The 12,527-nt window shown below is 36.8% G+C and carries 13 protein-coding genes and 1 tRNA gene; 4 read left to right on the top strand and 10 right to left on the bottom strand.

From position 1 onward, the window contains the following. Window positions 1-155 precede the first annotated feature (155 nt). From BGO88_RS05880 to BGO88_RS05870, 3 genes are all read right to left on the bottom strand, one after another. The gene (locus BGO88_RS05880; RefSeq protein WP_286706269.1) at window positions 156-1,724 is read right to left on the bottom strand and encodes a type I restriction-modification system subunit M; all 1,569 of its coding nucleotides are present in this window, start codon (window positions 1,722-1,724) and stop codon (window positions 156-158) included. 213 nt (window positions 1,725-1,937) lie between these two features. Next, window positions 1,938-2,315 carry a nuclear transport factor 2 family protein gene (locus BGO88_RS05875; protein WP_286706268.1) on the bottom strand — a complete coding sequence of 126 codons (378 nt, stop codon included), beginning with the start codon at window positions 2,313-2,315 and terminating at the stop codon, window positions 1,938-1,940. Window positions 2,316-2,607: 292 nt separating this feature from the next. Further along, window positions 2,608-2,682, bottom strand: a tRNA-Pro gene (locus BGO88_RS05870). A 161-nt stretch (window positions 2,683-2,843) separates the two neighbouring features. Here BGO88_RS05870 and trxB point away from each other — a divergent pair. Beyond that, window positions 2,844-3,791 (top strand): thioredoxin-disulfide reductase, encoded by a 948-nt coding sequence (trxB, locus tag BGO88_RS05865; protein ID WP_056069686.1) that lies wholly within the window; start codon window positions 2,844-2,846, stop codon window positions 3,789-3,791. A gap of 71 nt (window positions 3,792-3,862) precedes the next feature. Here the strand turns inward: trxB and BGO88_RS05860 are convergent, their stop codons facing one another. The 6 genes from BGO88_RS05860 to BGO88_RS05835 all read right to left on the bottom strand — a co-directional run bounded on the left by BGO88_RS05860 (window position 3,863) and on the right by BGO88_RS05835 (window position 9,200). Then, the gene (locus BGO88_RS05860; protein ID WP_101471539.1) at window positions 3,863-4,696 is read right to left on the bottom strand and encodes a GIN domain-containing protein; all 834 of its coding nucleotides are present in this window, start codon (window positions 4,694-4,696) and stop codon (window positions 3,863-3,865) included. A gap of 148 nt (window positions 4,697-4,844) precedes the next feature. Then, on the bottom strand, window positions 4,845-5,585 hold the full coding sequence (locus BGO88_RS05855; RefSeq protein ID WP_286706267.1) for a head GIN domain-containing protein: 741 nt from the start codon (window positions 5,583-5,585) through the stop codon (window positions 4,845-4,847). Between the two features lie 2 nt (window positions 5,586-5,587). Then, window positions 5,588-7,411: a PspC domain-containing protein gene (locus tag BGO88_RS05850; RefSeq protein ID WP_286706266.1), complete on the bottom strand. Its 1,824-nt coding sequence runs from the start codon at window positions 7,409-7,411 to the stop codon at window positions 5,588-5,590. A 5-nt stretch (window positions 7,412-7,416) separates the two neighbouring features. Further along, on the bottom strand, window positions 7,417-7,746 hold the full coding sequence (locus BGO88_RS05845) for a PadR family transcriptional regulator (protein ID WP_056069700.1): 330 nt from the start codon (window positions 7,744-7,746) through the stop codon (window positions 7,417-7,419). Window positions 7,747-7,786: 40 nt separating this feature from the next. After that, entirely contained in the window at window positions 7,787-8,560 is a 774-nt protein-coding gene (locus tag BGO88_RS05840) for a GIN domain-containing protein (RefSeq protein WP_286706265.1), read from the bottom strand. Window positions 8,561-8,657: 97 nt separating this feature from the next. Then, window positions 8,658-9,200 (bottom strand): DUF4870 domain-containing protein, encoded by a 543-nt coding sequence (locus BGO88_RS05835; protein ID WP_273239113.1) that lies wholly within the window; start codon window positions 9,198-9,200, stop codon window positions 8,658-8,660. A 244-nt stretch (window positions 9,201-9,444) separates the two neighbouring features. On the opposite strand from BGO88_RS05835, the gene BGO88_RS05830 reads away from it, so the two are divergent. Both BGO88_RS05830 and BGO88_RS05825 read left to right on the top strand, forming a co-directional pair. Beyond that, window positions 9,445-9,897, top strand: a complete 453-nt coding sequence (locus BGO88_RS05830; RefSeq protein WP_286706276.1) for a DUF4442 domain-containing protein — start codon at window positions 9,445-9,447, stop codon at window positions 9,895-9,897. Window positions 9,898-9,991: 94 nt separating this feature from the next. After that, complete coding sequence (locus BGO88_RS05825; protein WP_286706264.1) at window positions 9,992-10,897, top strand: TIGR01777 family oxidoreductase; 906 nt, start codon at window positions 9,992-9,994, stop codon at window positions 10,895-10,897. 178 nt (window positions 10,898-11,075) lie between these two features. On the opposite strand, the gene BGO88_RS05820 is transcribed toward BGO88_RS05825, so the two are convergent. Next, window positions 11,076-11,750 (bottom strand): YceI family protein, encoded by a 675-nt coding sequence (locus tag BGO88_RS05820; protein WP_101471545.1) that lies wholly within the window; start codon window positions 11,748-11,750, stop codon window positions 11,076-11,078. A 177-nt stretch (window positions 11,751-11,927) separates the two neighbouring features. Between BGO88_RS05820 and BGO88_RS05815 the strand changes: the two genes are divergently transcribed. Further along, window positions 11,928-12,506 (top strand): nucleotide exchange factor GrpE, encoded by a 579-nt coding sequence (locus tag BGO88_RS05815; RefSeq protein ID WP_286706263.1) that lies wholly within the window; start codon window positions 11,928-11,930, stop codon window positions 12,504-12,506. Window positions 12,507-12,527: the final 21 nt, after the last annotated feature.

Here is a 12,527-nt window from a genome sequence, read left to right as displayed (position 1 = left end):
TATGCGCAATTTCCAAGAGTTATTTGTTCCCATTCATTTTCAAACCCCTGAAATCTTAAATTAGGAAACTTTTTTACACTTTTATTTTCTTCTGTCATCTTGATTATTTATTTGTTAAAATTCTAAGCCTTGAGGATTTTACGAAGCCAAAAAAATTAGCTTACTAATCCCAATTCTTTCAAATAAACTTCAATTTCAGAATCCAGTTGAGAACGCTTTGCTTCAAGCTCTTTAATTTCTGCCATTACTGCTTGAATATCAATCTCCTCTTCTTCCTCGAAAGTATCAACATAACGAGGGATATTTAGATTATAATCATTGTCTGCAACTTCTTGTAAAGTTGCTTTATGGCTGAATTTTTCAATTACAGTGCGGTTTTGGTAAGTATCAACAATTTTATCAATATGCTCATTGAGAAGCACATTCTGATTTTTCTGTTTTTCAAATTCTTTGCTGGCATCTATAAACAGTATATCTTCATCAGCTTCCCGACATTTCTTAAAAATCAGAATACAGGTTGGAATACTTGTACCAAAGAAGATATTTGCCGGTAAGCCTATCACAGCGTCCAGGTAATTTTTTTCTTTGATAAGATATTTCCGAATGACCAATTCAGCCGCGCCACGGAATAAGACACCATGAGGCATAACTACTGCCATAATACCATTCTCATCCAAATGATGAATCATATGCTGTATAAAAGCAAAGTCTGCTTTTGATGATGGTGCTAATTTTCCATATTGTGAAAACCTTTCATCAAGCAAGTGTAGTTCGTTGGCACTCCATTTTGCGGAAAAAGGAGGATTGGCAACAATTGCATCAAAAGTTTTATCAAGATGCTGAGGTTTTTCTAGTGTGTCTTCCTGGCGAATATCGAAGTTGCTGTAATTTACACCATGAAGAATCATATTCATTCTTGCAAGGTTATAAGTGGTACGATTCATTTCCTGACCATAAAAATCACTTACTTTCGCTTCACGGGCAACACGTAACAGCAACGAACCACTTCCGCATGTGGGGTCGTATACGGATTTTAGCTGTGATTTTCGGCTTGTAACAATTCTTGCCAAAATAGTGGAAACTTGTTGAGGCGTATAAAATTCTCCGGCTTTTTTGCCAGCTCCACTTGCAAACTGTGCAATCAGATATTCATAAGCATCTCCTAAAACATCCGCATTGGTGTCGGATAAATTAAAATCTATGTCATCAAGATGATACAGAACTTTGGAGATTAATGTATTTTTTTCGTCTTCAGTTCGTCCTAATTTTGCAGAAGTCAAATCTAAATCATCGAAAAGTCCTTCAAAATCGTCTTCGCTATTTGTACCCAATGTTGATTGCTCAATATTAGTCAGAATTTTTGAAAGTTCAGGTAAAATAAAATTAGATTTGCCTTCTTCCTTCTGATGTCCTTTTTTAGCAATATTACTAAAAAGTTCTGATGGTTTTAAGAAATATCCTAAATCTTCAACGACTTCTTCATAAATGGCATTAACGATTTCCTTTCCTGATTCAGAATTTTCATCAACATTAGTATAATCGATATCTTCACCGGAATCCGATAAAATTTTGTTTGCCGTAAAATGAATCTTTTCTGAGAGATATTTATAGAAGATGAATCCTAAAATATAATCTCTGAATTCATCGGCGTCCATTTTTCCACGTAAAGTATTGGCGATATTCCATAGTTGCTGTTGCAACTGACGTTTTTGTTCTTCTGACATTTTAATCCTTAATTAAAAACCTTAAAGATATTCTAATTTAGATTAAGATAAAAGGGTTGCGAAAAACTTTACTTCCCGATACAAAATTTACTAAAGATTTTGCTAAATCAGTCAATCTGTAATTCTTGAGTGTTCAGCGAATTACGGTTTTCATTCTACTGAAAACAAAAAAACAATAAAAATTAAAGCTTTTATTTTTTACCAACTGCTGTTCTATACCGCCACACAACTTCCCGCTATAACTTTTAATTGACCGTCAAACATTTTCCAAACCCGTAGATAGCGAAAATTTCCTTCAAAGTTTTGCTCCAGCATTTTTCCTTTAAGCTTTGATGATAACGTAACTACAACATTTTCACCTATTTGTTTTATAGAATCGATGGATGAGGTGATTTCTTCTAAAACCAGATTTCCGGATTTGTGGGTTTCCAAATCGGTTTTCTTGGTAATGACTTCACCGCTTGGAAGAACAAAAAGCAAATCATCGTGAAGCAACTGCTCCAGAATTTCGACATCGCTTTTCTTCATCGCTTCGCGAAGTTGATTTTCAATTTCCAATATTTTTTGTTCGGTAAGAAGAGGTGAGCTCATAAGTTAATTTTTTACGAATCTAAATATACAAAAAATTCAGCTTCACTCAGTTCGTTCCTTGCTTGGCGGCTCTGCGTCTTTGCGAGGAACTATTTCACGCAAGGCACAGAGCCGCAAGTTTCTAAATAAATAGGAGTATTGATTTTGCCTTCTTCAATCAGCGTAATTATTATAATCTGTGGCTTAAAACAAAAAAATGTAATTCATTTGAGTTCCTCCAAAATCAATTTTTCTTTAGCCTGTGTCCAAAAACAAAAAAGCCCCGACTTTCGTCAGAGCTTTTATTACTTTGTCGGGGTGGCAGGATTCGAACCTGCGGCCTCCTGCTCCCAAAGCAGGCGCGATAACCGGGCTACGCTACACCCCGAAAAGGTGAGTGCAAATATAAGACTATATTTTTATTCTGCAACAGAAAAAAAGAAATAAGAGAATATTATTTTTAGATAGTTAAAACTAATCCGTTTATGCATTTAATCTTTCGATAAAAATGTACTTTTGCGTTGGAAAAAAATAATTCACTATACTATTATGTCTGATACTATTGAAAAAATAAAATGTTTGATTATAGGCTCCGGGCCTGCTGGATATACTGCTGCAATTTATGCCGCCCGTGCGGATATGAAACCTGTTATGTATACCGGTATGGAACCTGGAGGACAATTAACCACCACGACAGAAGTTGATAACTTTCCAGGCTATCCGGAAGGTATTGACGGGCCAACCATGATGATACAACTACAGCAACAGGCGGAACGTTTTGGAACAGAAGTTAGAATAGGAATGGTTACTGCTGTTGAATTTTCAAAAGAAAAAGGGGGTTGGCATAAAATTACGGTTGATGGAAGCAAGGAAGTCCTGGCTCAAACGGTAATTATTTCTACCGGAGCCACGGCAAAATATCTTGGATTGCCAAGTGAACAAAAATTACGCGGTGGCGGAGTTTCTGCCTGTGCGGTTTGCGACGGATTTTTCTACAGAAACCAGGATGTTGCTATTGTTGGAGCAGGAGATACCGCTGCCGAGGAAGCCACCTATCTTGCCAATATTTGCAAAAGCGTAACCATGCTGGTTCGAAAAGATGTGATGCGAGCTTCTAAAGCGATGCAGCACCGTGTTGAAAACACACCTAACCTGAAAGTGCTTTTTAATACAGAAGTAGAAGAAGTTGTGGGTGACCAGGTAGTAGAAGGTCTAAAAATGATTAACAACGCAACAGGTGAAAAATCGGAAATTGCTATTACCGGATTATTTATCGCGATAGGGCACAAGCCAAATACAGACATCTTTAAAGGACAGTTGGATATGGATGAAACGGGCTATTTGATTACGTCCGGAAAAACAACCAAAACAAACCTTCCGGGAGTTTTTGCTTCTGGTGATGTTCAGGATAAAGAATACCGTCAGGCAATTACTGCGGCTGGTTCAGGCTGTATGGCAGCTTTGGATGCAGAACGTTATCTGGCAACATTACATTAATCTACAAATGTATACGATAAAAAAATCCGGGCATTGCCCGGATTTTTTATTTATGATTGTTGTTTGTGAGACTATTTGATTGGCTTTTTCATAAGTACCGCGCTGTCGGTAAAATTTTTGATTTCAATTTTCTGGTCGCCATACAACTGTAATTCTGATTTGCCTCCTGCTTCTATGATGGCTTTTACACTCACCTGTATGCTTCCGTTAGCATAAGCTTCGGTAATGATTTCAGCATTTTTGGCATTCAGGTTTTTTCCTGTAAAATTAGCATTGTTGTCCAGACGTAATTTTAAATCCACGATATCGCCTTCAATAACAGCCGTCGATTTTTGGTACATGTCAAATTTTAGAGATTCGGAAGAAATCAGGGCTTTCATATTGGCACTTTTACTCAGTTCGACTGCCGCAGTTTCTGCTTTTACATTCAGTTCTATTTTGGATTTGTCGTTGGCAAAAATGGTAAACCAACGCGACTTGACATTTAAAAACAGTTTTGTATAGTCGAATGTCTTAAAGGTAATGTTATCCAGTTCAATATCAGAAAGCGCGTTAATTGTCGCTTCATTTTTCGCCGTTACCATTTTAAAGTCATCGGTATACGTCACCTTGACACTTAGTTTCTTATAGCTGGTTACATTTTTCGTGGTTGTAAGGCGCAAAGTACCTCCGTTCAGGCTGGATTCGATTATTTCATGAAGATTTTCATCTGCCTCAATTTCCAGCGCATTGTTATCACCCTTGACAAGGAAGATTTCAATATTGTCTTCTACTTCCAGGTTTTCAAAACTTTGGATTTCACGGGGTGCTATGGTAACGACTTTGGTACCTTTAATTCTTTCCTTGCTTTGTGCAAAGGAAACGGCTGTTGTCAAAATGACGGCAAATAGAATAAGTCTTCTCATTATAATGTAAGGATTGTTTTCACAAATATAAATAAAGATTGCTAACGTTTTGTGGAAGGATGAATTTTTAGGAACTTGTCTTTTTATGGAGGAAATAACAGAAGTTATAAGCAAAAAAAATCCCGATAAAAACTATCGGGATTTTTAATTATTCATTTTTGCTGATACCGCCTCCGGAATCAGCATTTTGTTTTAATGAGTTCCTTGGGGTATTGTTGTAGCTTATATTTCCGCCACTGCTGGCTTCGGCATCCAGTGTCAGAATAGGGTGGGCACTAATGGTAGCAGCACTGGAAGCAACGGCAATAACGTCATTTGCTAACAATTGATCAGCATCGATTTCGCTGGCGCTGGAAGAATCGGCTTTAAATTTTAGGGCTTTGCCTTTTAAATCTACAGAACTGGCACTACTGCTGTTGCAGGTAAGTTCGTCGGCTTCAACGGCAATATCAATTCCGGCGGCGCTGCTTGCATCAACTAAAAGTTTTTCGGTTATCAGCGTACCTATGCTGGTAATTTTTGAGGCACTGGACGCTTCGAGGCTAACAATTACAGGCAGCTTTACTTTGATTTTTCTGGCATCAATATTTCTGAAGGTATTGGAATCTGCTTCAATATGGAGTATTCCGTTTTCAACTCTCGTTATAATATGCGAAAGCAGATTTTCATCAGCTTCAACAACTACCTGATAGGCATCGCCCTGTTCTACTTCTACTTCAAGGGCATTGCTAACGTTGATTCCTTTAAAACCGGTTACATTTCGAGTCTCTACCCTAACATTTCCACTGCCTGTTATTGTTCTTTCGTTTGTGTAACGGCATGAAGAAAAGAACAGTGCAAATAGCAGGGCTATAATTAATTTCATCAAATAAATTATAATTCGAATCATAATTAGTTGTTTTTAATGATTACTCCGTTTTTATCCATTTTTAAACCTTTTGGCTTATTACCTTGTGGTCCTTGTGGTCCTTCTTTTTTTATTTGTACGCCTTTGTCATTAATTGTTACAGTTGTTGAAGAATTTTGGTCAGCCTGTATGTTTTGGCCATTCTGTATATTTTGGCGTTGCATTTCACGCTCTACCTCAAGTCGGGCCTCCTGTTCCGCTTCTCTGGCTATTTGTTCTTCATCAATCCAGACTTCTCCTTCTCCCTCTCCATGTACATCCGCACAATTTAAGCATTTTACCTGAGAAGATTGCATTTGATAGATATAAATGTCAGAATCAAACCACAAATCAAAGAAACCATTATCTGTATGGTCGTAATTTTGTACGGTCATATCCGGTTTGAAGTAGGTTCCTTCCGGAAGATACAAGAAGATTTCTACTTTTTGATGGCGGTATTTGTTTTTGCTGTCAGTTAGCAGGTAATTGTCAAGTAGTAACTGATTTCCTTTGAACTTGTAGCCGTAATTGATTTTTTCAGCTCTTTCTCTGGCGGCAGCAAACGATTTGCCTTCTGCTTTTTTCTCTATCTGGATGTATGGCGTTTTTTCATCGGTTTTCAAAATACGCAGGGTCACATTGTTGGAATAGATAACCATTGTTTTTGCAGAATCTTGTGCGAACAGGAAATCTTCCCTGTCATAGATACTTTTTGCAAAATAGTCATTGTAGGTAAATTTGATTTGTAAAGTATCTTTCGGATTCAGGTCGAATTTTTGTTTTTGCACTACCTTGGCATCAAATGCTACTTCAGTGGCTTGCTGTAATCCTAAAGCGACTAAGGTTCCAATAGAGATTATCCAAAGTGCCAGTAAAGTATATTTGGCAGGATTTCCGATAGACTTCATATTGGTAATCAATAGTTTCAATCCCAATATCAAAAGGAAGAAGAAAGGAATTCCAATAGCTATCAGAATTAACATTCCAACAATCCAAAGTGGCACGTCTGTAAAATTGTCGATATAGCTTTGCCATGGAAAATCTACCATTGAAAAAGAACCTGCAGTGATAAATCCGATTACAAGTGATGCCAACGTTGCAGAAGCAACAACAACAAGAAAAGCACCAATTAATTTTCCAAAAATGGAGAAGATTTTAAGCAGAACGTCACTTAAACTGCTCCCGATTCTTTCACCGGCATTTCTGGCCTGGTTGCCAAATTTGTCGTAATCTACATTTTTGAATTTTTCAGAAATAGTGTCGAATTCCTGACGGACTTTCTTCTCAATATTTGAAATTGTTACCGGTTCACCGGTCATCTCCAGCTTTTCGGTTGTGGTGATGGCTGCCGGCATTAAAATCCATAAGATAATGTAGATTAAAAATCCTGTACCAAAGCCCAAAAGTAGAATTACCATGATAATACGTAACCACAACGGGTCGATTCCGAGGTAATGTCCAAACCCAGCCAATACACCACCCACCATTGAATTGTCTTTGTCGCGGTATAATTTTTTAGTTCTTCTTCTGGAAAAGTTATAGGCAGGTTCTGCCGCTTCCTCATCATCAATTCGGTAGTCTTCCGGCTGTCCCATTACCGTAATAATCTCTTCTACATCCTTCAGACCTACGACTTGTTTTTCGCCACGGTTTTTTTCGGTAAGCAATTCAGCAATTCGCATTTCGATATCCTTCATAATCTCGTCTTTTCCGGTTGAGTTTGACAAGGAACGCTTAACAGCTTCGAAATAGCGATTTAATTTTTGATATGCATCTTCATCAATATGAAAGAACATACCTCCTAAGTTAATATTTACTGTTTTGTTCATGATGATTATTTTTGGCTGGTTATAATGTTTACGGCATCAGACAATTCCGTCCACGTGCCATTTAATTCTTTTAAAAATTGTTTTCCTAATTCGGTCAGGCCGTAATATTTTCTTGGCGGCCCCGATGTCGATTCTTCCCAACGATAGTTTAGAAGACCGTCGTTTTTCAATCTTGTCAGCAACGGATAAACCGTTCCTTCTACAACAAGCAGTTTGGCATTTTTTAGAGTGTCAAGTATTTCTGAAGTATAAGCATCCTTCTCTTTTAAGACGGATAAGATACAGAACTCTAACACTCCTTTGCGCATCTGGGCTTTAGTGTTTTCAATGTTCATATATGTGCTTTTAAATTTTTAATTAATTGTGTTTTTTACTTTATTCAGGAGTATTCCATGTAATGGCTCCGGATTTGTTGACAATGGCAAAAGAGTCATAGCCTGTTTTTAAATTCTCCGGATTTCCAAAAAAGGTTATCGAAGAAGCATCTGTGGCTTTGGCAATCTTCTCTTTGGCATTGAGCAGGGCAGATGATTTTGTGTCTGCCATTGCCGTCATCTTGTCGACAAAGAAATTTTTAGCATTACAATAAGCGCCTGAACTTGTATTGATGGTTGCTTTTTTTGCTTTCCCTGTAAGGCTAACCGTTGCACCGCTTTTGAAAATTCCGGTAAAGGATTCTGTTTCAAATCCTCCACTAAAAAGGGAACCTGAACTCACTTTCACGGTAACTTTTGAATTAGGCTTAACTGTACCCCTAAAATAGGAACCGGATAAAATTTCGATTCTAATATCGTCTGCAGCTACCGGCCTGTCAAAATATAGTTTTGATTTTGATGAAGCTTTGAACGAATTGACATTTTTACCGGCTATAAAAACTTTTGAAACGCCTTCTCCTTTTTGTTTTTTATTTCTTTTTAAATGATAAATTCTTAAGGTTTTTCCATCTGTCTCAGTAATAACGGAATCAAGTCCATCTTTGCTGTCTCCTTCTACTCGTATTGAATTTTCGTCACTTTCCATATAAAATAATTCAATTCCTGATTCTACTTCTATTTTTGAAAAATCATTGACTTTTCTGTTTTCTGATACTTGGGCATAGCCTGTCAAAGCTGCCATTGTCATTGCTGTTGTGATGATGAATTTTAACATAACTGTTCGTTTTTTGATTGATGATTGATGATGATTGATTGATGATGATTTTTGGATGATTAGTCCTGATATTATATTTTCTTCATGGCTTGGATGGTTAAACTGTTTCGCTTTCTGATTGATGATTGATTGATGTTTCGTTTTCTTCTGAAATTTCAGTTTTGTTTTCCTCTTTTTTCTCTGTCTTAAGAAAGTTGATGGTCAGCGGATATTTGTATAATTCTCCGTTCGCGGCTTTGATAGATGCATAAATTATTAAGAAGAATTCGGCAACTTTTAATGTAAAGAAGAGAACTGCTGCGGTTATGCCTATAATCACAATTCCGGTAATATGCTCCAGATGAAAATTATCGATTATAAAGTCATCGTTGTAGACAATGGCGTTGATAGGTATGTTTTTGAAAATAGTAACGATGAAAATCGGAATAGCAATCAGGGATAATAGTAAAGAATACAATAGAAGACTAAGTTGAAAGTTGATAGTTTGTCTTCCATGATGGTCAATATAGTCCGAATCTTTTTTACTGGCTCCCCAAATAATTATCGGAAAAATATAATTCCCAAAAGGAATAAAATATTGTGTCAATGTACTTAGGTGTACAAAGGCGCTGGTCGTTTTTTGATTTGATGATGTTTCCATGATGTAAAAGTATATAATAATATCCTATGCAAATATATGGCTAAAAAACAGTATCTTGTTTTGCATAGTACTTATATTTAACAAAAAATTAACAAATACAAAATCTTTAAAAATAATTTAAGTGCCTGATATTTAGTATGTAATGCATTTTTTGTCTTTTATCTGCCGTCTATTTATCTATCATCTTTTTTATCTTTTTCCTCCAAATCAATTAATATTTAGTATATTTCAAAAAAATAAAATGATGGAATTTACAGCCGGAAAACTCAATAAATTTCTTTTTTTTAAACTGCCTTCTGCTTTTTTGTGCGGTGTAAGAGTACAGAAAATCGATTTGGAGCGTTGTGTCGTTACCGTGAAGCATCGATGGATTAATCAGAATCCTTTTAATTCGATGTATTTTGCCGTTCAGGCCATGGCGGCAGAATTATCTACCGGAGCTTTGGTCATGTACCATATAAAAAGAAGCAACAGAAAAATATCCATGTTGGTTGCCAACAATAAAGGGAATTTTACAAAAAAAGCAACGGGAAGAATTGTTTTTACCTGCCAGGATGGACATCTGATTGAAGATGCCGTAAAGCGTACAATACAAACCGGCGAAGGGCAAACCTTCTGGATGAAATCAATTGGTATTAATGAAAAAGGGGAGCAGGTTTCCGAAATGGATTTCGAATGGAGTATAAGATTAAAGTAATTCCCTGACAGTACTTTGCCGTTAAACCTACCTTAATTAACATTTTATTACGCTGATGCACTCGTAAATTTGACATACAGAAAATTTATACGCTATGAAAATTTTGATTACAGGAGCAACGGGTCTGATAGGAACAGAGTTAGTTTCCCTGTTATTGCAAAACGGAATCACAATCCATTATCTGACCACTTCTAAAAAAGAAATAAAAAACGAGCCTAATTATCAGGGCTTTTATTGGAATCCGGAACAAGGTGTTATTGATGAAAAGGCAATTGTAGGGGTAGATACCATTGTACATTTGGCCGGAGCCTCTATTTCTATGCGCTGGACTTCAAAAAATAAACAGGAAATTATCGAGAGCCGTACTTTAACCACAAATTTGCTTTACAGGATATTGAAATCACATCCGCATCAGGTAAGGCATTTTGTTTCGGCATCCGCCATCGGAATTTATCCGGACAGCCTTACTGCTTTTTATACAGAAGACAATAAATTGGTTGACAATTCATTCCTTGGGCAGGTAGTAGTGAAATGGGAGGAAGCTGTCGATAACTTTAAAAGATTGAATATTAAGGTTTGTAAAATAAGAACCGGTCTTGTGCTTTCTAATAGGGGAGGTATGCTGAAAGAATTGCTCAAGCCAATAAAAGTTGGAATGGGTTCTGCTTACGGTTCAGGAAAGCAATGGCAATCCTGGATACATATTCATGATTTAGTGCATTTGTATCATTTTGCGATCCAGCACGAATGGGAAGGTGTCTACAATGCTACTGCTCCAAATCCGGTCGATAATCATGAGTTGGTCAAAAAAACGGCTGCTATTCTTGAAAAGCCTTTTTTTATGCCTAATGTCCCGGAATTTCTTCTCAAACTGCTTTTGGGCGAAATGTATATATTGCTGGTTTCAAGCCAGAATGTTAGTTCGCAAAAAGCTCAGGACAACGGTTTTGTATTTAAATACAGGACTTTAGATAAGGCTCTGGAAAATCTTTTAGGCTGATAAAAATAAATCAGCAATCACTCTTTAATAAACTTTGCGATTCTGCTTCTTTGCGGCAACTATTTTACGCAAAGACGCCGCGCCGCAAAAAGACATAACTTATCAGGATATAGAGTATCTTAAAAATAAAAAGAGCTCCATTTCAACAAATGGAGCTCTTTTTGGGGTGAATTAACAATTATTTCTTAGCAGTAATGCTAACCTTAAGTTCGATGTCGTCATTGATAAATTTGTCTCCCAGATTGTCAAATACAGATTTTGACCCGTAGTTCACATTCCAAAGCGTTCTGTTGATAGTAAAAGGGTCGCTGACAAGTGTCACCGTATTTCCGTCAACAGTTACGGTAGCAGGAAACTTTACGTTTTTTGTAATACCTTTCATGGTCAGGTTACCTTCTACAGCCGTTTTTCCGTTTTCAGTCACGGCTTTTGTAATTTCAAAAGTAGACTGAGGATATTTTTTTACGTTGAAGAAATGGTCAAAGTCTTCTTCAGTACCACCAGTTCCTTTTAAGTGGCCTTCCAAATCTTCTTTTCCGTCACCGGCTTTCAGGTCGGTTACGGTAATCGTATTCATATCAATGGTAAATTTACCGCTATCCAATACATTGTCTTTTATAGAAACCGTTCCATCACTAAGATTAATTGTTCCGGTATGTTTTCCTGTCGGTTTGGAACCGGTCCAGTCAATTTTTGAATTCCCTTTGTCAACTGTATAGGATACAGCTTCACCAGATGCTTCTTTTACAGCACCCGCTTCAGTAGTTTCGGCTTCAGCTGCTTTGTCATTTTTGCAGGAAACTGTCAGGGTTAATGCAGATAAAATTAATAGAGATGCGATACGATTCTTCATAAGATTTAATTTTTTAGCTTAGCAAACATATCAAATTCAGGCCAAAAATATCTTAAAATTATATTAAAATCAAAATGTTTTGACGGTTTTGGGTTCTAATATAGGAGAAAAAAAGCGTGACAATTTGACATTTTAAAACAATTGGCAGTACTTTTGCAATCCCTTGAAAAGCAGAAAATGAAAATTAAGAATATATTTAAAAGTAAAAATACTATGAATGCTGAAAATCAAGACAAAGCGCAGGAAATCGATGACGCAACTTTAGAAGCTAACGCAAATGGAGAGCAGTTAATTGTTGAAGAGCTAAGCGTTGAAGAGCAACTGACCCAGGATTTGGCAGTCGAAAAAGACAAGTTTATCCGTCTTTTTGCAGAATTCGAAAACTATAAAAGAAGAACTGCAAAAGAACGAATTGATTTATTCAAAACGGCCAATCAGGAAGTTCTTCTGGCATTATTGCCTGTTTTGGATGATTTTGACAGGGCTCAGGTTGAAATTTCGAAATCCGGTGACGAAAACCTTCTAAAAGGTGTTGAATTGATTCACGAGAAACTAAGAACAACTTTGGCATCAAAGGGTCTTGAAGGAGTTGAAGTAAAGGCAGGTGATTCATTTGACCCTGATTTTGCGGAGGCAATTACACAAATCCCTGCACCTTCGGCCGATTTGAAAGGCAAGATTGTTGATGTTGTAGAGAAAGGATATAAATTGGGCGACAAAATTATCCGTTTCCCTAAAGTGGTAATCGGACAGTAATGACTCGTCATGCTGTAGAAA

This window comes from Flavobacterium sp. 38-13 (genome assembly GCF_001899155.1).
Classification (GTDB): domain Bacteria; phylum Bacteroidota; class Bacteroidia; order Flavobacteriales; family Flavobacteriaceae; genus Flavobacterium; species Flavobacterium lindanitolerans.
The sequence above is the reverse complement of the archived record's forward strand: the minus strand, read 5'-3'. Positions and strand labels throughout refer to the sequence as shown.

What these genes read in the sequence shown, in the direction of transcription:
- BGO88_RS05880 (WP_286706269.1), bottom strand. Translation starts at nt 1,724, where the DNA reads ATGTCAGAAGAACAAAAACGTCAGTTGCAACAGCAACTATGGAATATC.
- BGO88_RS05875 (WP_286706268.1), bottom strand. Translation starts at nt 2,315, where the DNA reads ATGAGCTCACCTCTTCTTACCGAACAAAAAATATTGGAAATTGAAAAT.
- trxB (WP_056069686.1), top strand. Translation starts at nt 2,844, where the DNA reads ATGTCTGATACTATTGAAAAAATAAAATGTTTGATTATAGGCTCCGGG.
- BGO88_RS05860 (WP_101471539.1), bottom strand. Translation starts at nt 4,696, where the DNA reads ATGAGAAGACTTATTCTATTTGCCGTCATTTTGACAACAGCCGTTTCC.
- BGO88_RS05855 (WP_286706267.1), bottom strand. Translation starts at nt 5,585, where the DNA reads ATGATTCGAATTATAATTTATTTGATGAAATTAATTATAGCCCTGCTA.
- BGO88_RS05850 (WP_286706266.1), bottom strand. Translation starts at nt 7,411, where the DNA reads ATGAACAAAACAGTAAATATTAACTTAGGAGGTATGTTCTTTCATATT.
- BGO88_RS05845 (WP_056069700.1), bottom strand. Translation starts at nt 7,746, where the DNA reads ATGAACATTGAAAACACTAAAGCCCAGATGCGCAAAGGAGTGTTAGAG.
- BGO88_RS05840 (WP_286706265.1), bottom strand. Translation starts at nt 8,560, where the DNA reads ATGTTAAAATTCATCATCACAACAGCAATGACAATGGCAGCTTTGACA.
- BGO88_RS05835 (WP_273239113.1), bottom strand. Translation starts at nt 9,200, where the DNA reads ATGGAAACATCATCAAATCAAAAAACGACCAGCGCCTTTGTACACCTA.
- BGO88_RS05830 (WP_286706276.1), top strand. Translation starts at nt 9,445, where the DNA reads ATGGAATTTACAGCCGGAAAACTCAATAAATTTCTTTTTTTTAAACTG.
- BGO88_RS05825 (WP_286706264.1), top strand. Translation starts at nt 9,992, where the DNA reads ATGAAAATTTTGATTACAGGAGCAACGGGTCTGATAGGAACAGAGTTA.
- BGO88_RS05820 (WP_101471545.1), bottom strand. Translation starts at nt 11,750, where the DNA reads ATGAAGAATCGTATCGCATCTCTATTAATTTTATCTGCATTAACCCTG.
- BGO88_RS05815 (WP_286706263.1), top strand. Translation starts at nt 11,928, where the DNA reads ATGAAAATTAAGAATATATTTAAAAGTAAAAATACTATGAATGCTGAA.